This window comes from Citrobacter sp. LJND-P06, assembly GCF_058188415.1.
Map to the genome: position 1 here is coordinate 3,685,922 of NZ_CP187317.1, position 22,895 is coordinate 3,708,816.

Sequence of the window (22,895 nt, forward strand, 5' to 3'; positions counted from 1 at the left end):
GGGTGGCATACGATGAATACTCTTCCAGAACAACATGCGAACACGGCCCTCCCCACCCTACCCGGCCAACCGCAAAACCCCGGCGTCTGGCCGCAACATGAACTCACCTGCGCGGACATCAAAGCACATCTTGATGTCTTTCAGCGTTGGCTCGGCGAGGCCTTTGACGAAGGCGTTTCAGCCGAAATGCTCATTGAAGCCCGTACCGAATTTATTGACCAGCTCCTACAGAGACTGTGGATCGATTACGGTTTTGGGCAAATTAGCGATGTCGCGCTGGTGGCGGTTGGCGGTTACGGTCGTGGTGAACTTCATCCGCTTTCCGACATCGACCTGCTGATCTTAAGCCGTAAAAAGTTGCCCGACGCGCAGGCGCAAAAAATTGGTGAATTACTGACTCTGTTGTGGGACGTCAAACTGGAGGTTGGGCACAGCGTGCGGACTCTGGAAGAGTGTCTGCTGGAGGGATTATCGGATCTCACCGTCGCCACCAACCTTATCGAAACGCGTCTGCTCATCGGCGATGTCGCGTTATTTCTTGAATTACAGAAACACATCTTCAGCGAAGGGTTCTGGCCGTCAGAAAAATTTTTCGCCGCGAAAGTGGAAGAGCAACACCTGCGCCATCACCGCTATCACGGCACCAGTTACAATCTGGAACCTGACATCAAAAGCAGTCCTGGCGGTCTTCGCGATATTCATACTCTGCAGTGGGTGGCACGCCGTCACTTTGGCGCGACATCGTTAGACGAGATGGTCGGTTTCGGCTTTTTAACGCAGGCGGAACGTGCCGAGCTAAACGAGTGCCTGCATATTCTGTGGCGCATTCGCTTTGCACTCCACCTGGTGGTCAACCGTTACGATAACCGCCTGCTGTTTGACCGCCAGTTAAACGTTGCCCAGCGTCTCAACTACCGTGGCGAAGGTAACGAACCGGTCGAACAGATGATGAAGGATTATTTCCGGGTCACCCGCCGCGTCACTGAACTTAATCAGATGCTGCTGCAACTGTTTGACGAAGCGATCCTCGCACTGTCCGCCGACGAAAAACCGCGCCCCATTGATGACGATTTTCAGTTACGCGGTACGCTGATCGACCTGCGCAGTGAGGATCTGTTTATCCGAGAACCGGAAGCGATCCTGCGGATGTTCTACACCATGGTGCGCAACAGCGCGATCACGGGCATCTATTCCACCACGCTGCGTCATCTTCGCCATGCGCGTCGCCATCTTAATCAGCCACTCTGCTACATCCCGGAAGCGCGATCGCTGTTTCTGAGTATGCTGCGCCATCCTGGCGCCGTCAGCCGTGGTCTGTTGCCGATGCACCGTCACAGCGTGCTGTGGGCCTATATGCCGCAGTGGTCGCACATCGTTGGTCAAATGCAGTTTGACCTGTTCCACGCCTATACCGTGGATGAGCACACCATTCGGGTCATGCTGAAGCTGGAGAGCTTCGCCAAAGAAGAGACGCGTCAGGCGCACCCGCTGTGTGTGGATCTCTGGCCTCGCCTGCGACAACCCGAGCTGATTTTTATCGCCGCGCTGTTTCATGATATCGCCAAAGGTCGCGGCGGCGACCACTCGGTTCTGGGTGCGCAGGACGTGCTTAAATTCGCCGAACTGCACGGTCTGAACTCACGCGAAACGCAACTGGTTGCCTGGCTGGTGCGTCAGCACCTGCTGATGTCTGTCACGGCGCAACGACGGGATATTCAGGATCCGGAAGTGATCAAGCAGTTCGCCGAAGAGATGCAAACAGAACACCGTCTGCGTTTCCTCGCCTGTCTGACGGTAGCCGACATTTGCGCCACCAATGAAACGCTGTGGAATAGCTGGAAGCAGAGCCTGTTGCGTGAACTCTATTTTGCCACCGAGAAACAGCTCCGCCGGGGAATGCAGAATACGCCAGATATGCGCGAGCGTGTGCGTCATCACCAGTTGCAGGCCCTGGCGCTGCTGCGTATGGATAATATTGACGAAGAGGCGCTGCATCACATCTGGTCACGCTGTCGCGCCAACTATTTTGTCCGCCATAGCCCAAATCAACTGGCCTGGCACGCCCGACATTTGTTGCAGCATGACCTCAATAATCCATTAATTCTGCTCAGCCCGCAGGCCACGCGCGGCGGAACCGAAATTTTTATCTGGAGCCCGGACAGACCGTATCTGTTTGCCGCCGTCTGCGCCGAGCTGGACAGGCGCAATCTGAGCGTTCACGACGCACAGATTTTCACCACCCGCGACGGCATGGCGATGGATACGTTTATCGTTCTGGAACCCGATGGCAGCCCGCTTTCGTCGGATCGCCACGAAGCCATCCGTTTTGGGCTGGAGCAGGCGATCACGCAGCGTAGCTGGCAGCCGCCACAGCCGCGTCGACAACCGGCCAAACTCCGCCATTTCACCGTCGAGACTGAGGTGAATTTCCTGCCGACCCATACCGACAGAAAATCGTTCCTGGAATTGATTGCACTCGATCAGCCGGGCCTGTTGGCGCGGGTCGGGCAAATTTTTGCCGATCTGGGAATTTCGCTTCATGGCGCCCGAATTACAACCATTGGTGAGCGAGTAGAAGATTTATTCATAATCGCCACAGCCGACCGGCGTGCGCTTAATAATGAGCTGCAGCAGGAAGTGCATCAACGGTTGACAGAGGCCCTCAATCCAAACGATAAAGTGTAGTGTGTTTATTTATATGGAAAGAGTTTAACAATGCAGCAGTTACAGAACGTTATTGAGTCAGCTTTCGAGCGTCGTGCCGACATCACTCCGGCAAATGTAGATACCGTGACCCGTGAAGCGGTTAATCAGGTCATTTCTCTGCTGGATTCCGGCGTGCTGCGTGTCGCAGAAAAGATTGATGGCCAGTGGGTCACCCATCAGTGGCTGAAGAAAGCGGTACTGCTCTCTTTCCGTATTAACGATAACCAGGTTATCGACGGTGCGGAAAGCCGCTACTTCGATAAAGTGCCGATGAAATTCGCTAACTACGATGAAGCGCGTTTCCAGAAAGAAGGCTTCCGTGTGGTTCCGCCTGCGGCCGTGCGTCAGGGCGCGTTTATCGCTCGCAACACGGTGCTGATGCCATCCTACGTGAACATCGGCGCGTACGTTGACGAAGGCACCATGGTGGATACATGGGCGACCGTTGGCTCCTGCGCGCAGATCGGTAAAAACGTTCACCTGTCTGGCGGCGTGGGCATCGGTGGTGTTCTGGAGCCACTGCAGGCTAACCCAACCATCATCGAAGACAACTGCTTTATCGGCGCGCGTTCAGAAGTCGTTGAAGGGGTGATCGTGGAAGAAGGTTCCGTGATCTCCATGGGCGTATACATCGGTCAAAGCACCCGTATTTACGATCGCGAAACCGGTGAAGTGCATTACGGCCGCGTTCCGGCGGGCTCGGTAGTGGTTTCCGGCAACCTCCCGTCCAAAGATGGGAAATACAGCCTGTACTGTGCCGTGATTGTGAAAAAGGTGGATGCGAAAACCCGCGGTAAAGTGGGTATCAACGAGCTACTGCGCACTATCGACTAATCATGATTAAAAAAAGCGGGGGCAACCCCGCTTTTTTTATATCTTCTGGTGGCGGAAAAAGAACTTTTCGTTAATTATTCAAAGGTTATGTTGAGATTAAGGGTACCGCTATGTACGACAATCTGAAAAGTCTGGGCATTACCAATCCTGAAGAAATCGATCGTTACAGCCTGCGGCAAGAAGCCAACAACGATATCCTGAAAATCTATTTCCAGAAGGATAAAGGCGAATTTTTTGCCAAGAGCGTTAAGTTTAAATATCCTCGCCAGCGCAAAACGGTTGTCGCTGATGGTGTGGGTCAAGGGTATAAAGAAGTGCAGGAGATCAGCCCGAATCTTCGCTATGTGATCGACGAGCTGGATCAGATCTGCCAGCGTGACCGCACCGAAGTCGATCTTAAGCGTAAGATCCTCGACGATTTACGCCATCTGGAATCGGTCGTGACCAATAAGATCAGCGAGATTGAAGCCGATCTTGAGAAGTTGACACGCAAATAATGCGGTTTGTTGCCGGGTGGCGGCTTCGCCTTACCCGGCCTACAAAACAATCCCGCCTACCGTTGTTCATCCAGTTGCAATGCCACATACAGCAATAACCGATCGTCAAAATTCCCCAAATCCAGCCCGGTTAATTCAGAGATTCGGTTCAGGCGATACTCCAGGGTATTACGGTGGATAAATAACGCTTTTGACGTCGCCAGCGGCTGTACGTTGTGGCGAAACCACGCGGCCAGTGTCCGGCGCAATAATCCGTTGTTATCCATGGCTTTCAGTCGTGCTAACGGCCTCGCCAGCTCATTGGCTTGCCAGCCGCCGCGTAAACTGTCCAGCAGCACCGGTAACATCAGATCCTGGTAAAAGTAACCGCGACTTTCCGGCATCCGCTGTTTCCCCACCATCAGGGTCGTGCGGGCGGTACGGTACGAGCGGGCAATGCTGCCAGGGCCGGTAAAATAGTTGCCCAGCGCGACGCGAAAACGCAGATGCCCATTCTCTTTCATCCGCGCAATAAGCTGTTCAACACGTCTTCGGTGATCTTCCGCATCCCAGCGACCAAACGGATTTAGCGCAGGTTTCAGCACCACCATTTCGGTGAGTGACACAATCGCCACCAGGTTATTCCGCTCTGGGGTGGTCAGCGCATTCTGTAACTGCTGTAGCTCCGCCATGGCGCTATCGACGCCAAGCTGGCCGCTGTCGACTTCCACCACGGCGACCACCCGCGGTTGGTTCAAATCGATTCCCAGACGCTGCGCCCACTCGGTCAGCGCTGGCGTATTTTCTTCTGCCTGAATCAGGTTCATGACCAGCTCTTCGCGTAGACGACTGTCTTGCGCCAACAGGTGCATCAGGCGTGACTGCTCAAGCATCATTTCGGCGGTCATACACACCAGTTCGCCGTATTTACGCAAGTGCTCAGGTTGTCCCGTCAGGCCAATGACCCCAACGATCTCCCCCTCAAGTCGTAGCGGCAGGTTTATCCCCTGGCGCACGCCGTGCAGATGCCGGGCCACCGCATCATCGATATCAACCACACGCCCTTGCGACAACACCAGCAATGCACCTTCGTGCAATTCACCAATACGTTCGCGATCGCCGCTGCCGATAATGCGCCCACGGGCATCCATTACGTTGATATTGGTATCAATGATGCGCATGGTTCGTGACACGATATCCTGTGCCATTTTGGTATCAAGATGCCAGCCAGCCATAAACCCTCCTGTGAGCGGAACTCAAGCATAGGGAAGATGTTAGCCTGCAACATTGTGCAAATGCACAAACTGACGGGAAGATGTATGGAGTTGTGGGAAACTTCACAAAACGGGGAAGAACCCTTTCCCCTGCGGGGAAAGGGTTTTGCGAGAGATTACTGCATCAGCAGGTAGATGGAGCTATCGCCACGCTGAATGTTCAGCGCCAGCACAGACGGTTTGCTGTCGAGGATTTTACGCAGTTCAGCGATGTTTTTAATCGCCTGCTGGTTTGCCCCAACGATCACGTCCCCTTTCTTCAGGCCAATCACGGCAGCCGGAGAATTGGCTTTGACGTTATTCACGACAACGCCCTTATCCTGGCCTTTATTGCTCATCTCAGCACCTTCAATACCGCTGAAGATGGTGCTGGAATCGACCTGATTCTGGCTGCTTTGCTGCAGTTCCAGGCTTACCGTCACAGGCTTGCCTTCGCGCAGCAGACCCAGGCTGATTTTGCTGCCAATCGGCATCGTTCCGACCTGAGCGCGCAGTGCGGCAAAGCTGCTGATCGGTTTACCGTTCAGAGACGTAATGACGTCACCCGCTTTAATGCCCGCTTTCGCCGCCGACGAGTTCGGCAACACCTGGCTTACGAATGCGCCGCGCTGTGCATCGACTTTCATTGCTTTCGCCAGCTCAGAACTCAGTTCGGTTCCCAAAATCCCCAGCTCGCCGCGTTTTACCTGACCGTACTCGACCATCTGGGCCGTCAGGTTTTTCACCATGTTGCTTGGGATGGCAAAACCGATACCGATATTGCCGCCGTCCGGCGCAAGAATCGCGGTGTTAATACCGATCAGTTCGCCGTTCAGGTTCACCAGCGCCCCACCGGAGTTACCCCGGTTGATGGCGGCGTCAGTCTGGATAAAGTTTTCATAGTTCTCTGCGTTCAGACCGCTACGGCCCAGCGCCGAAACAATACCGGACGTCACCGTCTCGCCCAGACCGAACGGGTTACCGATGGCAACGGTATAATCCCCGACGCGCAGCGCATCAGAGTCCGCCAGCTTAATCGCCGTCAGATTTTTCGGATCCTGAATCTGGATCAGCGCAATATCGGAGCGCGGATCTTTACCGACAACCTTCGCATCGAACTTACGGCCATCGCTCAGTTGCACTTTGATAACGCTGGCTTTGTCGACCACGTGGTTGTTGGTCACAACATAGCCTTTTGCAGCGTCAATGATGACACCGGAGCCCAGCGCCATGAATTTTTGTTGCTGACCGCCGCCGTTATCGCCGCCCTGCTGCATCCCGCCCTGACAGAAAGGCGAGCTCTGGAATGGCGAACCATCCTGACAGAACGGAGAATCTTCACCGAAAAACTGCTGGAAGTTCCGCGGCATACGCGGCGTATTCACCGTCGTGCTGCCTTCCACGTTAATACTCACCACCGATGGCATCACTTTTTCGAGCATCGGCGCCAGACTTGGCATCTGCTGGGCTGTTGTTGCTGAAGACGCCGTCTCAGCCGCCGTTGCAGACAGGGGGGACAACGCCAAACCTAAACTCAGAGCCAGTGCACTCATTGCTAATGTGGTTTTTTTCATGTGTTTCGATCTCGATTAACAGATAACGCAAAATTGCTGTGTACATCAGATTCGTTTTATAGCGCGAAGTTCCGGTATAAAGTTTCTGGAAACGGTAAAAATTTATTGTTCATCTTTACAAAAGGTTGAATATTATTCAACCGCCATCAACCGGCGATATTCATCCCAGGCATACAAATCGGTCATCCCGCTGATATAGTCCTGGATCAGGCGGCAGCGATAATAATATTCCAGCGTGGCGTATTCAGGTGAATCTAAGGTTAATTTGCCCACCACTTCAATATAGGCCAGGCGGTGGCGTGTAGAGAGCTTCTGGAATAGCCTGGACTCAATAGGAAAACGCTTCAGTCGTTCGTTCTCAACCAGCTCAGAAAAATCTACTCGCGACATTTTTAGTAGCGGCTGATAAATCTCCAGCAAACCGCTGATCACCCGATAGCCTTGTAATTCCAGTTGTTCAACATCCGGGTGGCTGAACACGTGTTTTATCGCGACATTTTTATATAATTCAAGCAACTGGCTGAAGCTACTGGCATCTTCCAGCAAGGCGTGATTGAAATTACCGTCAAAGATTTGCGGCAAATTATCAATAAAGCGTTGGGCTGCATACGGCACCAGTTTATTAAGTGTATTCACGCGTAAATACATAAAAAATTGGTCTTCCGTACTGCGACTTAATGAATTGGCGCGCGATTTCTCCCAGGCATTCTCAACCACCTGCGTGAACAGTGAGCCTTTTTCATGATGCCCCCAGGCTTCATAAAGATGATGATAAAGCTGCTCCACGCTGAAGATTCTTTTCTCAACGGCATCCTCAAGATCGGCCACACAATATGATATGTCGTCAGCCGCTTCCATAATCCACGCCAATGGATATCGGCTGTAAGGTGCCATTTCAAGCTCTTTACGTAACCGCTCAATATAAGGCTCTTCAGAAAGATAGTAGCCCGGCTTTTTCATTAAATAGGTATGCGAGGAAGGTGTTTCACCCCGCCACCAGGCCGGTCGCGTATATTTTAAAATACCGCCCACCTGCGCCCAGGTCAGATTCATTCGCATCAATGTATGAACCAGACGTATCCCCTGCGCATTCCCTTCAAACTGACATAAGTCCTGGCGCACTTTACGACGAAGATGATTCACTGACTCCTCACCCTCACGCAATCGCAGCGCCGCAACGACACAACGATCGTCACTGAGTGGCTGGCTTTCCGCATCTGCCGGGAACAACCGCTGGCGAAACCAGTCGTTAATCGCCGCCTCGCCAAAATGGCCAAACGGCGGATTGCCGATATCATGCATCAGGCAGGACATCTCCACGATGCTTTCAAAAGGGCCGGTCAACTCATCAAGGCCGTACTTCTCTAACAGTTTCAGCTCTTTAAGGCGACTCAGTATCTCTTTGGCGATATAGCGCCCAACCTGCTGCACTTCCATAGAGTGCGTCAGACGCGTCCGCACCGCCGCATTGCGCTCAAGGGGAAACACCTGCGTTTTCTGTTGCAGACGGCGAATCGCGGGAGAATTGATGATCCGACCACGATCGCTCTCAAAGATCCGTAGAATTTCATGTTCAGACTTCGTGCCCTGCGGTGAGCGATAACGACGGTGCCAGTTAATTTTATTTCGGAAATCGACCTGTGCCATGTTCTCTCCCGCCTGAGCAATGCGCTTCACCTTAAGCGCATGATAGACTATGCCCTCAAATCTGGCTTATCGCGAGTAAATCTATGAAAATCGGCATCATTGGTGCAATGGAAGAAGAAGTTACGCTGCTGCGTGACAAAATCGAAAACCGTCAGACAATTACCCTTGGCGGTTGTGAAATTTACACCGGCCAACTGAACGGAACCGAGGTTGCGCTACTGAAATCAGGCATCGGTAAAGTCGCGGCTGCGCTGGGCGCAACCCTGCTTCTCGAGCGCTGCAAGCCGGATGTCATTGTTAACACGGGCTCTGCGGGCGGCCTGGCGCCGACGCTGAAAGTCGGTGACATCGTGGTTTCTGACGAAGCGCGTTATCACGATGCCGACGTCACCGCGTTTGGTTATGAATTTGGTCAGCTTCCGGGCTGCCCGGCGGGTTTTAAAGCGGATGACAAACTGGTCGCTGCTGCCGAATCCTGCATTGCAGAACTGAACCTGAATGCGGTTCGCGGGTTGATCGTCAGTGGTGACGCCTTCATCAATGGCTCAGTCAGTCTGGCGAGGATCCGTCATAACTTCCCGAACGCGATTGCCGTGGAGATGGAAGCGACGGCTATCGCGCACGTTTGCCATAACTTTAAGGTGCCTTTTGTGGTGGTTCGCGCCATTTCTGACGTGGCGGATCAGCAGTCTCACCTCAGCTTTGACGAGTTCCTGGTAGTTGCCGCCAAACAGTCCAGCCTGATGGTGGAAACGCTGGTCCAGAAACTGGCACATGGCTAAATCATTATCCAGGGCGCTGGCCGCCCTGCTTCTCATTGTTCCGGTGTGGCTGTCTGCCGCGCCGCGCGTCGTTTCTCTTTCCCCCGCTAATACCGAACTCGCCTTTGCCGCAGGCATTACCCCCGTTGGCGTCAGTAGTTATTCCGACTATCCCCCGGAAGCGAAAAACATCGATGAGGTTTCCACCTGGCAAGGGATGAATCTGGAACGGATTGTGGCGCTAAAGCCCGATCTGGTTATCGCCTGGCGTGGCGGGAATTCAGAGCGGCAGGTCAATCAACTGACCTCTCTGGGCATCAACGTCATCTGGATAGACGCGGAAACCATCGAGCAGGTCGCTGGCGCTTTACAACAGTTGGCGGCCTGGAGCCCCGATCCCGAGAAAGCCAATCGTGCGGCGCAAACCTTGTTGGATGAGTATGCTCAGCTAAAATCTCAGTATGCAGAGAAACCGAAAAAGCGGGTGTTTCTCCAGTTTGGCATCAATCCGCCCTTTACCAGCGGAAAAAACTCGATTCAGAACCAGGTTATTGAGCTTTGTGGCGGAGAAAATGTCTTTGCCGATAGTCGGGTTCCCTGGCCGCAGGTGAGTCGCGAACAGGTGCTGGCAAGGGCTCCCCAGGCGATCGTCGTCGCAGGAGATTCGGGCGAAATTCTCAAAATCAAACAATACTGGGGAAATCAGCTAAAAATTCCGGTTATTCCACTCACCAGTGACTGGTTTGAACGCGCAAGCCCGCGTATTATCCTCGCCGCAAAACAACTCTGTAATGCGCTTTCACAAGTGAAATAGAGCCAGGCCCCGCCAGGCTCTCCGTGGGGATTCGACGATGCTCGTCTATTGGCTCGATATTGTAGGCACAGCGGTATTTGCTATCTCCGGCGTATTACTGGCCGGAAAACTGCGCATGGACCCTTTTGGCGTTCTGGTTCTTGGCGTTGTCACGGCCGTAGGCGGGGGAACCATTCGCGATATGGCGCTGGATAACGGGCCGGTATTTTGGGTAAAAGATCCCACCGACCTGGTGGTGGCGATGATCACCAGTATGCTCACCATTGTACTGGTGCGTCAGCCCAGAAGACTGCCTAAATGGATGCTCCCGGTGTTGGATGCCGTTGGCCTGGCGGTGTTTGTCGGTATCGGCGTGAATAAAGCCTTTATTGCGGGAAGCGGCCCACTGGTTGCCATCTGTATGGGCGTGATTACCGGCGTCGGCGGCGGGATTATTCGTGATGTGTTAGCCCGCGAAGTCCCCATGATTTTGCGGACCGAAATTTATGCAACGGCCTGTATCATCGGCGGTATTGTGCATGCTACTGCGTATTATACGTTTGAAATTCCACTGGAGACGTCCAGCATGTTGGGGATGGTCGTGACGTTGCTCATTCGGCTTGCCGCCATTCGCTGGCATCTGAAGTTGCCGACCTTTGCACTGGATGATCGCACCCGATAGCAAAAAGCCGTGTCCATGACACGGCTTTTTCATGTTCAGTACAATCAGATACTGAAGGACGAGCCACACCCGCAGGTGCTTTTTGCGTTCGGGTTGGTCACGACGAAACGAGAACCTTCCAGACCTTCGGTGTAGTCAACGGATCCGCCCACCAGATACTGCAGGCTCATCGGATCGACAACCAGACCGACGCCCTGTTTCTCAATGGTCATATCGCCATCATTCACCTGATCATCAAAGGTGAAACCGTACTGGAAACCGCTGCAACCACCACCGGTGATATACACACGTAATTTCAGATTCGGGTTATCTTCATCAGCGATCAGGCTTTTTACTTTATTGGCTGCTGCTTCAGTAAATTGCAGTGGCAGCGCTACGTCATCACTCATTTTTTGCTCCAAACGACATTGGCAATTGGGCAAATTCTAACCCAATACTCTTGTCATTATCTAATACCCTGGTATTTCGTTCAAGTATTCTCGCCCGCGGTAACGCCCTGGCTTTTTGCCGCCTGCTCTGCATCCTGCTTTGCCAGTGTGCGGGCAAGGATTGTAGAGTATAGCGGCTTTCCGCCCATAAATTGCGCTAACAGTGTTGCGCCAAGACAGGTAATAATCATTGGCAAAATGAGCTGATAGTTATCGGTCATTTCCAGCACCAGCACAATCCCCGTCAACGGCGCACGCACAGATGCCGCCAGCAGGGCTCCCATTCCGGCAATCGCGAACGTTCCCGCCTCAAGATGATACTGCGGGAAAAAGACCGCTGCCGCCATGCCAAACGCGGTGCCCAGTAACGTCCCCAACGCCAGCATTGGCGCAAAAATACCGCCAGGCGCACCGGAGGAAAAACAAAGTAACGTGGTAATGACCCGGGCGATAAAAATAAACAGCAGGAGTCCAACGCCGAAGTTGCCGGCGGCAGCAATGGGGATCAGGTTAAATCCTCCGCCAGCCGCCTCCGGTTTAATCAACCCGAGAATCCCGCACAGCCCGCCGATAACGCCGCCCATCAATACCCATTTTTTGATATCGCCGCCATGAAAGCGTTGGAACATATCCTGAGTACGCAGCACCAGGGTATTGAAGACCGGCCCCACGCAGCCAAAGACCATTCCGAGGATCAAATAGAGCCACAGGGTGTTAACCGGCGCATTCGACAGTTTCCCCACCTCAATGATCGGTGATTCACCGTTGAAGATCCGAAACACGATGCTGGACATGATAACTCCGGTGAACACCGCCTTGATCGAAATAAGGTTGTAACGAAACTGCGGACGCATCTCTTCAAGAATGAATAAAATGCCCGCCAACGGCGCGTTAAAAGCAGCAGAAAGCCCCGCAGCCGCACCGGTTGCCAGTAACGTGTGGCGCGCTTCGGCGCTGCGCATACGAAACACATCCAGCACCATGCGACCAATATTACCGCCGATCTGCACCGTGGGCCCTTCGCGTCCAAGCACCATGCCTGCGCCGAGCGTCCCCATACCGCCCACAAACTTAACGGGAAGTACGCGCCACCAACGTACGGGACGCAGATCTTCCAGAGCGCCTTCAATTTCGGGGATACCCGACCCACCGGCCTCTGGCGCAAATTTACGCACCAGAAAATAACCGACCATCGCAAGCCCAGCAGAGAGAATAAAGGCCAGCGGCCAGACCAACAGCGCATGGTCTGCGACATGGGCTAATGAACCGAGGCGCTGGTTCTGAACCCAGGTCACCGCTTTTTCGAATGCCACGCCAACCAACCCAGTGACAGTACCGACAACGGCTGCCATCAACAAAATCGCCAGCGGCGTTTTATCGCGTTCAACGAGTCGGCGGATCAGATCCCTGCGCCGTAAGCGCAAAACGTGCTGTGCTTCAAAAGAGGGAGTGTCTGTTTTCATTGGATGATCATTAATTGGTAATACAAATGCAGAGACGGCATTCTACTCGTCTCTTCAGTGAAAATCCCCTGTAAATCGTGTTGTTTCAAATGCGGATAACTTTACTTAGAATAGCGGGCATTCACTTTTTCTACGAACCAGGAACCCATCCATGAGTAAGTCTGAAAACCTCTACAGCGCAGCACGCGAGCTCATCCCCGGCGGCGTTAACTCCCCTGTTCGCGCCTTTACTGGCGTGGGGGGAACGCCGCTGTTTATCGAAAAAGCAGACGGCGCGTATCTGTATGATGTCGATGGCAAAGCCTACATTGATTACGTCGGTTCCTGGGGACCGATGGTGCTGGGTCACAACCATCCGGCTATCCGTAACGCGGTGATTGAAGCTGCCGAACGGGGTCTGAGTTTCGGCGCACCTACCGAGATGGAAGTGAAGATGGCGGAACTGGTCACCAATCTGGTGCCGACCATGGATATGGTACGTATGGTGAACTCAGGTACCGAAGCCACCATGAGCGCCATCCGCCTGGCGCGCGGCTTTACGGGCCGCGACAAGATCATCAAATTTGAAGGCTGCTACCACGGTCACGCCGACTGCCTGCTGGTTAAAGCCGGTTCCGGCGCACTGACGCTGGGTCAACCGAATTCTCCGGGCGTACCGGCAGATTTCGCGAAACATACCCTGACCTGTACTTACAACGATCTGGACTCGGTTCGCGCGGCATTCGAACAGTATCCGCAGGAGATTGCCTGCATCATCGTTGAGCCCGTCGCAGGTAACATGAACTGCATCCCGCCGCTGCCGGAATTCCTGCCAGGCCTGCGCGCGTTGTGCGACGAATTTGGCGCACTGCTGATTATCGACGAAGTGATGACCGGTTTCCGTGTCGCGCTGGCTGGCGCACAGGATTACTACGGTGTAACGCCGGATCTGACATGCCTGGGCAAAATCATCGGCGGCGGTATGCCTGTCGGCGCTTTCGGCGGTCGCCGCGACGTGATGGATGCGCTGGCGCCGACCGGCCCGGTTTACCAGGCGGGAACGCTTTCCGGTAACCCTATCGCGATGGCAGCCGGTTTTGCCTGCCTGACCGAAGTCGCCCAGCCGGGGATCCATGAAACGCTGAATGAGCTGACCACGCGACTGTCTGAAGGTCTGCTGGAAGCGGCGCAGGAGGCGGGAATTCCGCTGGTGATGAACCATGTTGGCGGCATGTTCGGGCTATTCTTCACCGATGCCGAGTCCGTGACCTGCTACCAGGATGTGATGGCGTGTGATGTGGAGCGCTTTAAGCGTTTCTTCCATCTGATGCTGGATGAAGGCGTTTATCTGGCGCCGTCAGCGTTTGAAGCGGGCTTTATGTCCGTGGCGCACAGCGTGGACGATATCAATAACACCATCGACGCCGCACGTCGGGTGTTCGCGAAGCTGTAAAATACGAGATTACGTAGTGTAGGCCGGGTAAGGCGTGAGCCGCACCCGGCTTTTTTTTGCCTGATGGCGCTAACGCTTATCAGGCCTACATGTAAAAAACCATTTTACCGACTCTGCTTACGTAACAGATAGATAAAGTACGGCGCACCTATAAACGTCGACAGTAATCCCGCCGGGATCTGATACGGGAACAGTACCATTCTGCCACACCAGTCAGCGAAGACTAACAGCACGCCCCCCGCCAGCGCCGACATTATCATATGCGGCATCGTTCGACGAAAACCTAACATCCGCGCAATATGCGGCGCCATCAATCCGACAAAGCTCAGCGGGCCAATGGTCATCGTCGCCGTCGCCGTCAGACACGCGGCCAACATCAGCAGGCCAATGCGCGAAGGCGTCAGCGCCATCCCCACAGCCCGTGCGGTATCACCGCCTAACGGTAAGATGGTCAGCCAACGACGACACAGCGGTGTTATCGCCAACAAAATCACCATCACTATCCCGGTATGCAGCACTTGCTCACCCGAGGCGTTATAGGTCGAACCCGAGATCCAGGTTAACACTTCCGCCATTCGCGGATCGCCGCTTGCCTGCAACATCATCAATAGCATGGTGAATGCGGTACTGAGCGCCATCCCCGCCAGTAACATACGGTGCGGAGAAAACCCGCCGCGCCCGGCGGCGATCATAATGATCAGCAACGTCACTGCCGCGCCAACACTCCCGGCAGGCAGTAGCCAGCCGAACGCATTTCCCGGAACCAGAAACAGCATTAATACCACGCCAAACGCCGCACCAGAGCTTATCCCCAACACTTCCGGGCTCGCCATCGGGTTGCCGGTCAGGCGTTGAATAATGCACCCGGCGACCGCCAGCATCACACCAGCAATCATGGCGGCCAGAATACGTGGCCAGCGCCAGGGCATTAACTCATCCAGCATTGCGCCGCTGGCCCACGTCCAGCCGTGCACATCACGCCCTAGCGAAAGCGCCACCATCACCACCGCCAGCAGCAGCACGCCACCCGCCAGCGCAAAACCCAGCACATGCTGTCGTTCGGCTGCAACCCTGTCATTCGCATTCATCGCCGGCATACTCATACTGCGCAGGCGCGGCAGCAGCCACAGAAGCAGCGGTGCGCCAATCAACGCCGTTGCCGACCCGGTGGAGACTTCCATCCACACCCGCGTCAACCAGAGAATGATTTGATCGGAAAGCCAGAGGATCAGCGCCCCAATCAATGGCGCTAACATCAGACGCGCCAGCAGACGCCGCGCGCCGAGCATTTTTGCAAGCAGCGGCGCAAACAGACCGATAAAGCCGATAATCCCCACCGCGTTCACCAGTAGCGCACTGATCACAATCGCCAGTGACAGTACCGCCAGGCGCGCCAGCGACAAGGCCAGTCCCAGATTGCGCGCCACGCCGTCGTCTAACCCCATCAGGGTCATCGGGCGTAACAGCAGCAAAGTGAGCATCGCCCCGCCCAACAACTGTGGCCACAGGCGCTGCACGCCGCCCCAGTCCGTTTGCGTCAGCGTCCCGGAACTCCAGAGAAACATACTTTGCAGTTGATCGTGGTGGAAAAGAACCATCAGTTGATTGATGGCGCCGCAATACAAGCTGACGACCAGCCCGGCGAGAATTAGCGTTACCGGAGACAGACGTTTCCCCCATGCGACGCCAAACACCACGGCACCGACGACACAGGCTCCCGCCAGTGCGGCGAATTGCGTCGTCAATGCACCGGGGAGCGCCCACAGAGTGGTGATGGTGATCCCCAGTTGCGCACCGGTTGCCACACCCAACGTCGTCGGCTCCGCCAGCGGGTTACGTAGCACCTGCTGAAAGAGTACGCCCACCAGACCCAGTCCGGCGCCCACCAGCAAAGAGATAACCAGACGCGGCAGCAAGCTGTAGTGGAACAACATCTGCTCGACCACATCAATATTGGGTGACCACAATGCTTGCAACCACTGGCGACAAGGCAGTGCAATCGTGAAATTAGTCCAGGTGAGTCCAGCGGCGGCAATCAGCAGCACCGCCAGAAATGACGCAGGAAACAGCGCAATACGTTTACTCACGCCTTGCCTCCCAGCGCATTACCCAGAATACGAACAAAACTCATGGTGGAAAGCGTTGCGCCATAGAACCAGACCGCGGGCACCTGCTGAAAACGCCCGGCACGCACAAACGGCATCGCCTGCCACAGCGGTGTGGCGGTCAATGCATCCATCTCACGGTGGTTACCGTGATCAAAGCAGATAACATCAGCGTCTTTATAGGCAGCCAGACGATCGATCCCCACCACGGTGCTTCCCCAAAAATTGGTTTCACCCTGCCAGGCATTACGAATGCCATATTCGTCCAGCACCGGTTGAAAGAGGCAGTTCGGCCCGAAGATCAGCATATGACGCGAATCCAGCAGGCTCGTTATCAGCAACGGCCTCTCCCCGCGCTGCGTAAAGCGTGATTTTTGGCTTTCGATAAAGCTGTCAAACGCCGCCAGATGGCGTTGAGCCGCGGGTTCTACATTGAGAAGTTGCGCCATCTCGGTGAGCGACTGGCGCGCCACCGCTAAGGGATTTTTGCCGTCGCTGAAGTTAAACCCACGTCCCGGCGCAATACGTGCCAGCTTCTCAGGTGAAGGGCCATATCCTGCCGACCAGACCATAAATGAGGGTTTCATTTCGGTCAGCAGTTCCAGATTCGGCTCAGTACGCAGACCCACATCAATCACGGAATCCGGCAACGGCGGTTCGTTGACCCACAAACGGTAGTTAGGCATATCCGCCACGCCGTAAGGCGTAATACCCAGTGCCAGCAGAAGCTCTACCGGTAGCCATTCCAGCGCCACAATACGCTGCAGATCGACCGAGGCGGCGCGCGCCTGCCCCATTTTCCAGAGCAACGGAGAAAGCGCCATCGCGGTTAATAAGCGACGGCGAGAAAGAGGATATAAACCACTCATTAATAAACAAAACTCACAGGTGCAGCGCCCGCAGGGTGCGGTAAAATCCCCATCGGGATGCCGTAAATCTGTTCCAGCGTTTCACCACGCATCAGTTCGGCGGGCGTTCCCTGCGCGATCATTTCACCGCCACGCAGCGCGACCAGATAGTCGCAGTAGCGCGCTGCCATGTTGATATCATGAAGCACGGCAATCACGGTCAGGCCGCGCTGCTGGCTTAAACGGTGCACCAACGCCAGCACATCAACCTGATGCGCAATATCCAGCGCCGAGGTGGGTTCATCAAGCAACAGGCAGCGGCTATCCTGCGCCACCAGCATCGCTATCCATGCCCGTTGACGCTCGCCACCGGAAAGACTGTCCACCAGCCGATGCGCCAACGGTTTTAAACCGACCAGCGCAATGGCTTCTTCTACTTTCTCTCTGTCGGCCACGCCAAAACGCCCCAATGCGCCATGCCACGGATAACGCCCAATCGCGACAAGTTCACGCACCGTCATCCCTTCAGCCTGCGGCAACTGCTGGGGCAGGTAAGCGACTTTGCGCGCAAACGCTTTGCTGCTCCAGTTTTCCAGCGGCTGACCGTCCAACAAAATCTCACCTTCCGAAGGCGGCTGATGTCGCCCAAGCATTTTCAGCAGGGTGGATTTACCTGAGCCGTTATGCCCGATAAGTCCGGTCACTTTGCCGACTGGAAAGGTCAGAGAGAGAGGATGCAGCAGCGTGCGTCCAGGCACGCGAAAGGAGACTTTGCGCAACGCAAACGTCGTGTCGGAATGGGTTGTGTTTTCCTGCATAGCGGCCAACTTGTATAGCGGGCACGGAAAACCGTGCCCTAAGAGAAATTAGAAACGGAAGGTTGCGGTTGCAACAACCTGACGTTCCGCGCCCCAGAAGCAACCATACGTGTTGAAGCAACTGGCGACGTATTCACGATCAAGCAGGTTGTTAACGTGGAGCGCCACGTTGGAACCCGCCATACCCACGCGAGCCAGATCGTAGCGTACTAACGCATCCATAACGGCATAACTTCCCACTTTAAAGGAGTTTGCCGGGTCACCATAGCTTGAGCTACTAAAACGTCCCCCGGTACCCAGCGTCAGACCCGACAATGCGCCATCATAAAAGGTGTAATCCCCCCACAGTGACGCCATATGTTCCGGCACCTGTGCAGGCGTGTTGCCTTTGTATTTGGTGTCCGTCGTGTATTCAACATCGGTATAGGTGTATGAACCGACGATGTTAACACTCGCCGACAGCGCCGCTTTCGCTTCGATCTCAACGCCACGCGCGCGGATCTCACCACCGTCAACCGAGAAGAATGACCCCGAAGGATCCGCCATCAGGTTGTTGGTTTTGGTCAGTTGATACAGAGCGCCGGTAATCACGATCGGGCGATCTTTCGGCACATACTTCACACCGACTTCGTACTGCTTGCCTTTCGAAGGAGCAAACAAATTACCCTGCGCATCGGTCTGTGAAGACGGTTCAAACGATTCGCTATAGCTGAAGTACGGTGACACCCCGTTATCAAACAGGTAGTTTACACCGCCACGCCAGGTGAACTGGGTGTCATCACGCTCTGAGGTCGTACCGGAAACGCGGTTAAACGACTCCTGATCGGCCCAGTCATAACGACCGCCCAATGTTACCAGAACTTTATCCCACTGCGCCTGATCCTGGATATACAAACCCGTCTGTTTCTGTTTGTTCAGAACCTGATAAGGCCCAGAGGTCGCCGGATCTTTCGAATTAAAATCGAAATCGCCGTTCACTGGATTGTACAAGTCCAGCAGCGGAACCGAGTCGTCATAACCAAACCAGGAGTTGATGTCATTACGCATACGCATAAAGTCAACGCCAGTCAGCAGGACATGGTCGACGTCGCCGGTTGCAAAATTACTCTGCAACTGGGTATCCACAGCGAAGTTCTGTAATTTTTCATCATCAACAACATACTTACGCGCGAGGTAGTGGCCTTTGTCTGCCGGTGCCAGCGCTGCACATTGTTTGCTGCCCGCGTTCGCCGGGTCGGTGCAAACGCCATAGCCGTAAACGCTGTTTTGCGAGGTTTTATTTTCCGCAAAGCGCAGGTTCTGACGCACGGTAAAGGTGTCGTTAAACTCGTGATCGAAGCTGTAGCCCACCATTTTCTCGTTACGAGAGTAGGTATTGTTGTCAGCACCTTCGTTGAAATCGGTAGACAGACGCTTACCGTTCGGCAATTCAGACACCGTTCCCTCTTTTGGCAACCAGCCGTAATAACCTGTTTCCGGTTCGTTCTGGAAGTAAGAGAGGAAGGTGAAGTTGGTCTTGTCATCCGGACGCCAGGAGAAAGACGGCGCGATGGTATAGCGCTGCTCTTCTGCGCCCTGCTGCTGCGCATCGGCGGAACGCGCCAGGCCAGTTAAACGATAGGAGTAAACGCCATCGTCATCCAGCGCATCGCTGAAGTCAAACCCGGTCTGGAACAGGTTGTCGGTGCCCATTTTGAACTGAACTTCTTTCAGGGGCTCCGTGGTTGGACGCTTGCTGACCATGTTCAGTAAGCCGCCCGGGTTGCTCTTTCCGTACAGAACGGAAACCGGACCGCGCATCACTTCCGCGCGCTCCAGCATATAGGGGTCGATCACAGCATCGTTGTAGAAGTTACCCTGCATCTTCAGGCCATTCAGATAGTTATTCTGGCTTTGGCCATCGGCAGCGAAACCGCGGATAATCAGGTAGTCATAGGTGTTGGACGCGCCACGGGTGCCCACGGCAACGCCTGGGGTGTAGCTGAGCGCTTCTTTCACGGATTTCGGCTGGTGCAGCGCCATCTCTTCGGCAGTCACCACGGAAATAGACTGAGGCGTCTTTTCAATCGGGGTATCCGTTTTGGTCGCCGTAGCAGACTGTCGTGCGGCGATGGTGGCTGCGGGCCCCCATGCGCTTTCTTGCGGAGCAGGTGCGGCAGTAACAGTAATGGTTTCTTCTTTCGGTTGAACCGCTGCCTGTGCATAGACAGACATGCCGCTAACCGCTGTGGCTACTACGACTGCGATTTTACGCAGCGAGTAGGTTGGCTGAGCAGTTTTGAAACGCGCCATTGGTATATCTCTGATAAAAGTGAATGATAACGTAAACGAGAATTATTATTATGCCGGGGCATAATATTCGAAATACTGGCGAGATCGCAAGCGCTACGCGACCCTAAGAAAACTGAGGGGTTAAGAAATAACCAGATGAAAAGAAGGGGTTAATAAATCAGGCGATATCGCCTTGCCGTGCGGCAAAGAAAAACCCGCCGAAGCGGGTTTTGAGGGCATCAGTTACTGCCAAACATATCCTTTATCCAGCCTGCAACGCCGTCACCGTCTTTCTTCTCCTGCGACGGTTGCTGCTGCTGTTGCTGTTGCTGTTGCTGTTGCTGCTGCGGTTGAGATGACTGGTCAAACGGATTGCCCGATTGCGGTTGTTGCATCATCTCGCCCTGCTGGCACAGCGCATCAGGATCGGTAGTCCAGACCGGGAGCGTACGCATTCCGCCGCCACACACAAAGTTGCCGTCGTAATCCACGCCCATATCCACAATGTCTTCCGGCGGCGTTAGCACCAGTGGCGTTGGCGTCTGGTTGGCCAGATAACGCTGATAAATCGACATCGCACCGCTGGCGCCGTACAGTTTGGTTGGCTGGTTATTATCACGGCCCACCCAGGTAATCGTGACCTGACTACCGTCAATACCGGCAAACCAGGTGTCCACGTTATTGTTGGTGGTTCCGGTTTTACCGGCCAGATGCAGTCCCGGGTATTTCGCGCCCAACTGACGTCCGGTACCACGCTGTATCACCTGCTGCATAGTCCACAGCGTCATGTAAGCCGCCTGTGCCGGAACCGCGCGTTCCGCCTGCGGGAAGCTCTGATAAAGCACCGAGCCATCTTCAGCAATCACCGAACGTAACGCCGACAACGGCGCACGGTTACCGCCGCTGGCGATCGTCTGGAACGCTTGCGCGACTTCGATTGGCGTCAGGTTCAACGCCCCGAGCAGCATCGCCGGCACCGGATTAAGCTGATCTTTCGGCGCGCCCAGTTTCAGCCAGGTATCGGTGACGGCAGGCAGTCCCAGCGCCATCCCCAGATTGACCGTCGGCACGTTCATTGAACGCGTCAGGGCATCCACCAGCATCACTTTACCGCTCTCGCTGTAGCGACGGTCATCGTTCTGCGGCGACCAGACCTGGCCATTTGGCTGACGCAGCGCAATCGGCGCATCGGCAATCCAGGTATTGAGACGATACAGCTTCGGCTGACTGAGCGCGGTCAGGTAGGTCGCCGGTTTTGCCAGCGAGCCAATGGAACGGCGCGCCTGCATTGCACGGTTATAGCCAGCAAACTGCGGTTCAGCCCCGCCGACCATCGCACGTACTTCGCCACTGAAGCGGTCAACCACCACGATAGCCGTTTCCAGATCGCTCAGTTTGCGCTGTTTCTTCAGTACCGGAATCCCCTCAACGGCGGCTTTCTCTGCGGCATCCTGCGCCACCGAGTCAAACGTCGTGAAGATCTTCACGCCAGAGAGGTCTTTAACCTTGTCGCCCAGCTTTGTCTGTAGCTCCTGGCGCACCATCTGCATGAACGCCGGTTGCGGAGAGATAACCCCACCACGCGGCTGCACGCCCAACGGACGCGCGCTCAGCATTTCGTAAAGTTCCTGGTCAATAATCTGCTGCTGTTGCAGCAGACGTAATACCAGGTTACGACGCTCCAGCGCCAGTTTCGGGTTACGCCACGGGTTGTAGATGGACGCCCCTTTTACCATCCCCACCAGCAAGGCCTGCTGATCAAGACTCAGTTCCTCAACCGGACGACCAAAATAGTACAAACTCGCCAGCGGGAAGCCGCGAATTTCATTGTCGCCACTCTGACCGAGGTACACTTCGTTCATGTACAGTTCGAGAATGCGATCCTTGCTGTAACGCGCATCCATCAGCAGCGCCATGTAGGCTTCGTTGGCTTTACGCCAGTAGGAACGTTCGCTGGAGAGGAAGAGGTTTTTCACCAACTGCTGAGTCAGCGTACTCGCTCCCTGCACCGTACGTCCGGCGGTCAGGTTCGCCAGCACCGCACGTCCGATGGAGTACAGGCTCACCCCATCATGCTCATAGAAGTGGCGGTCTTCGGTCGCCAACAGTGTATCGACCAGCAGATCCGGGAAACCGTTACGCGGTACAAACAGACGCTGTTCACCGTTCGGTGAAGAGAGCATCGTGATCAGACGCGGATCGAGACGGAAGAAACCGAACTGGCGGTTGTTGTCCATGTTCTCGATGGTGTCGAGATGATCGCCATCAAACGTCAAACGCGCCCGTACCTGCCCTTCTTTGCTATCCGGGAAGTCAAACGGGCGACGAATCATCTCAATGCTGTTCGCCTGCACGGTGAACTCGCCAGGGCGCGTCATTTTCGACACCTGGCGATACTGGGTCGCTTCCAGCAACTTCACCATTTCGTTTTTGCTGACCGACATTTCCGGCTCAAGGTTCACCATGCGGCCATAGACCGCCGCTGGCAATTGCCAGACTTTGCCATCAATACGGCTACGGATTTTTTGATCCAGGTAGACGCCGTAAATGGCAATCAGCACCACAAAAACAATCGACAGTTTTAGCAGCAGCCAGACCCAGCCGCGCTTACCACGAGGCTTACCGCCTTTGCCTTTACCCTTACGCGGCATCGGTTCTTCATCCTCATAGTCATCATCATAATCGTCGTCATACTCGTCATCTCTGAGTCGACGACGGCTCACCTTTTGTTTCACCGGACGCGTCGGTTTCCCTTTACGCCCGATTGGCTCGCGGTCATTCCCCGCCATGCTTTTTCTCCGCAA

18 protein-coding genes are annotated in these 22,895 nt (G+C 54.7%); 7 read left to right on the plus strand and 11 right to left on the minus strand.

Going from position 1 to position 22,895, the window contains the following annotated elements; translation table 11 throughout:
- The first annotated feature begins 12 nt into the window (after window positions 1–12).
- The 3 genes from glnD (at window position 13) to ACO7SM_RS17510 (ending at window position 4,037) form a co-directional block, all read left to right on the plus strand.
- Window positions 13–2,685, plus strand: coding sequence for a bifunctional uridylyltransferase/uridylyl-removing protein GlnD (gene glnD / locus ACO7SM_RS17500; protein WP_490468570.1), 2,673 nt, complete (start codon window positions 13–15; stop codon window positions 2,683–2,685).
- A gap of 30 nt (window positions 2,686–2,715) precedes the next feature.
- Complete coding sequence (gene dapD / locus ACO7SM_RS17505; RefSeq protein WP_162381135.1) at window positions 2,716–3,540, plus strand: 2,3,4,5-tetrahydropyridine-2,6-dicarboxylate N-succinyltransferase; 825 nt, start codon at window positions 2,716–2,718, stop codon at window positions 3,538–3,540.
- A gap of 110 nt (window positions 3,541–3,650) precedes the next feature.
- Window positions 3,651–4,037, plus strand: coding sequence for a DUF3461 family protein (locus ACO7SM_RS17510; protein ID WP_192611139.1), 387 nt, complete (start codon window positions 3,651–3,653; stop codon window positions 4,035–4,037).
- A gap of 56 nt (window positions 4,038–4,093) precedes the next feature.
- Here ACO7SM_RS17510 and cdaR read toward each other — a convergent pair whose 3' ends face one another.
- The 3 genes from cdaR to dgt form a co-directional block, all read right to left on the minus strand.
- Complete coding sequence (gene cdaR / locus ACO7SM_RS17515) at window positions 4,094–5,251, minus strand: DNA-binding transcriptional regulator CdaR (RefSeq protein WP_192611138.1); 1,158 nt, start codon at window positions 5,249–5,251, stop codon at window positions 4,094–4,096.
- A 155-nt stretch (window positions 5,252–5,406) separates the two neighbouring features.
- The gene (degP, locus tag ACO7SM_RS17520; protein WP_490468571.1) at window positions 5,407–6,843 is read right to left on the minus strand and encodes a serine endoprotease DegP; all 1,437 of its coding nucleotides are present in this window, start codon (window positions 6,841–6,843) and stop codon (window positions 5,407–5,409) included.
- A gap of 132 nt (window positions 6,844–6,975) precedes the next feature.
- Entirely contained in the window at window positions 6,976–8,490 is a 1,515-nt protein-coding gene (gene dgt, locus ACO7SM_RS17525) for a dGTPase (protein WP_490468572.1), read from the minus strand.
- 83 nt (window positions 8,491–8,573) lie between these two features.
- Here dgt and mtnN point away from each other — a divergent pair, with 83 nt between their 5' ends.
- The 3 genes from mtnN to ACO7SM_RS17540 are packed head-to-tail and all read left to right on the plus strand — an operon-like array spanning window position 8,574 to window position 10,726.
- Window positions 8,574–9,272, plus strand: coding sequence for a 5'-methylthioadenosine/S-adenosylhomocysteine nucleosidase (gene mtnN, locus ACO7SM_RS17530; protein ID WP_490468573.1), 699 nt, complete (start codon window positions 8,574–8,576; stop codon window positions 9,270–9,272).
- Window positions 9,265–10,065: a vitamin B12 ABC transporter substrate-binding protein BtuF gene (gene btuF / locus ACO7SM_RS17535; RefSeq protein ID WP_490468574.1), complete on the plus strand. Its 801-nt coding sequence runs from the start codon at window positions 9,265–9,267 to the stop codon at window positions 10,063–10,065. Before mtnN ends, btuF begins: the two co-directional genes overlap by 8 nt.
- A gap of 37 nt (window positions 10,066–10,102) precedes the next feature.
- Window positions 10,103–10,726 carry a TRIC cation channel family protein gene (locus tag ACO7SM_RS17540; protein WP_490468575.1) on the plus strand — a complete coding sequence of 208 codons (624 nt, stop codon included), beginning with the start codon at window positions 10,103–10,105 and terminating at the stop codon, window positions 10,724–10,726.
- A gap of 44 nt (window positions 10,727–10,770) precedes the next feature.
- On the opposite strand, the gene erpA is transcribed toward ACO7SM_RS17540, so the two are convergent.
- Genes erpA through clcA form a run of 3 tightly spaced genes read right to left on the minus strand, consistent with a single transcriptional unit; the run spans window position 10,771 to window position 12,617 of the window.
- Window positions 10,771–11,115 (minus strand): iron-sulfur cluster insertion protein ErpA, encoded by a 345-nt coding sequence (erpA, locus tag ACO7SM_RS17545; protein WP_006686771.1) that lies wholly within the window; start codon window positions 11,113–11,115, stop codon window positions 10,771–10,773.
- The gene (yadW, locus tag ACO7SM_RS17550; protein WP_490468576.1) at window positions 11,108–11,248 is read right to left on the minus strand and encodes a small protein YadW; all 141 of its coding nucleotides are present in this window, start codon (window positions 11,246–11,248) and stop codon (window positions 11,108–11,110) included. Before yadW ends, erpA begins: the two co-directional genes overlap by 8 nt.
- The gene (gene clcA, locus ACO7SM_RS17555; protein ID WP_490468577.1) at window positions 11,196–12,617 is read right to left on the minus strand and encodes a H(+)/Cl(-) exchange transporter ClcA; all 1,422 of its coding nucleotides are present in this window, start codon (window positions 12,615–12,617) and stop codon (window positions 11,196–11,198) included. The genes yadW and clcA overlap by 53 nt, the downstream gene beginning before the upstream one ends.
- Before the next feature lie 151 nt (window positions 12,618–12,768).
- Between clcA and hemL the strand changes: the two genes are divergently transcribed.
- On the plus strand, window positions 12,769–14,049 hold the full coding sequence (gene hemL / locus ACO7SM_RS17560; protein WP_490468578.1) for a glutamate-1-semialdehyde 2,1-aminomutase: 1,281 nt from the start codon (window positions 12,769–12,771) through the stop codon (window positions 14,047–14,049).
- A gap of 104 nt (window positions 14,050–14,153) precedes the next feature.
- On the opposite strand, the gene fhuB is transcribed toward hemL, so the two are convergent.
- The 5 genes from fhuB to mrcB all read right to left on the minus strand — a co-directional run bounded on the left by fhuB (window position 14,154) and on the right by mrcB (window position 22,880).
- Window positions 14,154–16,136 (minus strand): Fe(3+)-hydroxamate ABC transporter permease FhuB, encoded by a 1,983-nt coding sequence (gene fhuB / locus ACO7SM_RS17565; RefSeq protein ID WP_490468579.1) that lies wholly within the window; start codon window positions 16,134–16,136, stop codon window positions 14,154–14,156.
- Complete coding sequence (gene fhuD / locus ACO7SM_RS17570) at window positions 16,133–17,023, minus strand: Fe(3+)-hydroxamate ABC transporter substrate-binding protein FhuD (RefSeq protein ID WP_490468580.1); 891 nt, start codon at window positions 17,021–17,023, stop codon at window positions 16,133–16,135. Before fhuD ends, fhuB begins: the two co-directional genes overlap by 4 nt.
- A complete protein-coding gene (fhuC, locus tag ACO7SM_RS17575) occupies window positions 17,023–17,820 on the minus strand; it encodes a Fe3+-hydroxamate ABC transporter ATP-binding protein FhuC (protein WP_192611128.1) in 798 nt (265 codons plus the stop codon). The genes fhuD and fhuC overlap by 1 nt, the downstream gene beginning before the upstream one ends.
- Window positions 17,821–17,868: 48 nt before the next feature.
- Window positions 17,869–20,112 carry a ferrichrome porin FhuA gene (fhuA, locus tag ACO7SM_RS17580; protein WP_490468581.1) on the minus strand — a complete coding sequence of 748 codons (2,244 nt, stop codon included), beginning with the start codon at window positions 20,110–20,112 and terminating at the stop codon, window positions 17,869–17,871.
- A 218-nt stretch (window positions 20,113–20,330) separates the two neighbouring features.
- The gene (gene mrcB / locus ACO7SM_RS17585; protein WP_490468582.1) at window positions 20,331–22,880 is read right to left on the minus strand and encodes a bifunctional glycosyl transferase/transpeptidase; all 2,550 of its coding nucleotides are present in this window, start codon (window positions 22,878–22,880) and stop codon (window positions 20,331–20,333) included.
- Window positions 22,881–22,895 lie beyond the last annotated feature (15 nt).

What these genes read in the sequence shown, in the direction of transcription:
- ACO7SM_RS17540 (WP_490468575.1), top strand. Translation starts at nt 10,103, where the DNA reads ATGCTCGTCTATTGGCTCGATATTGTAGGCACAGCGGTATTTGCTATC.
- clcA (WP_490468577.1), bottom strand. Translation starts at nt 12,617, where the DNA reads ATGAAAACAGACACTCCCTCTTTTGAAGCACAGCACGTTTTGCGCTTA.
- glnD (WP_490468570.1), top strand. Translation starts at nt 13, where the DNA reads ATGAATACTCTTCCAGAACAACATGCGAACACGGCCCTCCCCACCCTA.
- mtnN (WP_490468573.1), top strand. Translation starts at nt 8,574, where the DNA reads ATGAAAATCGGCATCATTGGTGCAATGGAAGAAGAAGTTACGCTGCTG.
- erpA (WP_006686771.1), bottom strand. Translation starts at nt 11,115, where the DNA reads ATGAGTGATGACGTAGCGCTGCCACTGCAATTTACTGAAGCAGCAGCC.
- hemL (WP_490468578.1), top strand. Translation starts at nt 12,769, where the DNA reads ATGAGTAAGTCTGAAAACCTCTACAGCGCAGCACGCGAGCTCATCCCC.
- ACO7SM_RS17510 (WP_192611139.1), top strand. Translation starts at nt 3,651, where the DNA reads ATGTACGACAATCTGAAAAGTCTGGGCATTACCAATCCTGAAGAAATC.
- dgt (WP_490468572.1), bottom strand. Translation starts at nt 8,490, where the DNA reads ATGGCACAGGTCGATTTCCGAAATAAAATTAACTGGCACCGTCGTTAT.
- fhuA (WP_490468581.1), bottom strand. Translation starts at nt 20,112, where the DNA reads ATGGCGCGTTTCAAAACTGCTCAGCCAACCTACTCGCTGCGTAAAATC.
- fhuC (WP_192611128.1), bottom strand. Translation starts at nt 17,820, where the DNA reads ATGCAGGAAAACACAACCCATTCCGACACGACGTTTGCGTTGCGCAAA.
- fhuD (WP_490468580.1), bottom strand. Translation starts at nt 17,023, where the DNA reads ATGAGTGGTTTATATCCTCTTTCTCGCCGTCGCTTATTAACCGCGATG.
- degP (WP_490468571.1), bottom strand. Translation starts at nt 6,843, where the DNA reads ATGAAAAAAACCACATTAGCAATGAGTGCACTGGCTCTGAGTTTAGGT.
- cdaR (WP_192611138.1), bottom strand. Translation starts at nt 5,251, where the DNA reads ATGGCTGGCTGGCATCTTGATACCAAAATGGCACAGGATATCGTGTCA.
- btuF (WP_490468574.1), top strand. Translation starts at nt 9,265, where the DNA reads ATGGCTAAATCATTATCCAGGGCGCTGGCCGCCCTGCTTCTCATTGTT.
- yadW (WP_490468576.1), bottom strand. Translation starts at nt 11,248, where the DNA reads ATGCAGAGCAGGCGGCAAAAAGCCAGGGCGTTACCGCGGGCGAGAATA.
- mrcB (WP_490468582.1), bottom strand. Translation starts at nt 22,880, where the DNA reads ATGGCGGGGAATGACCGCGAGCCAATCGGGCGTAAAGGGAAACCGACG.
- dapD (WP_162381135.1), top strand. Translation starts at nt 2,716, where the DNA reads ATGCAGCAGTTACAGAACGTTATTGAGTCAGCTTTCGAGCGTCGTGCC.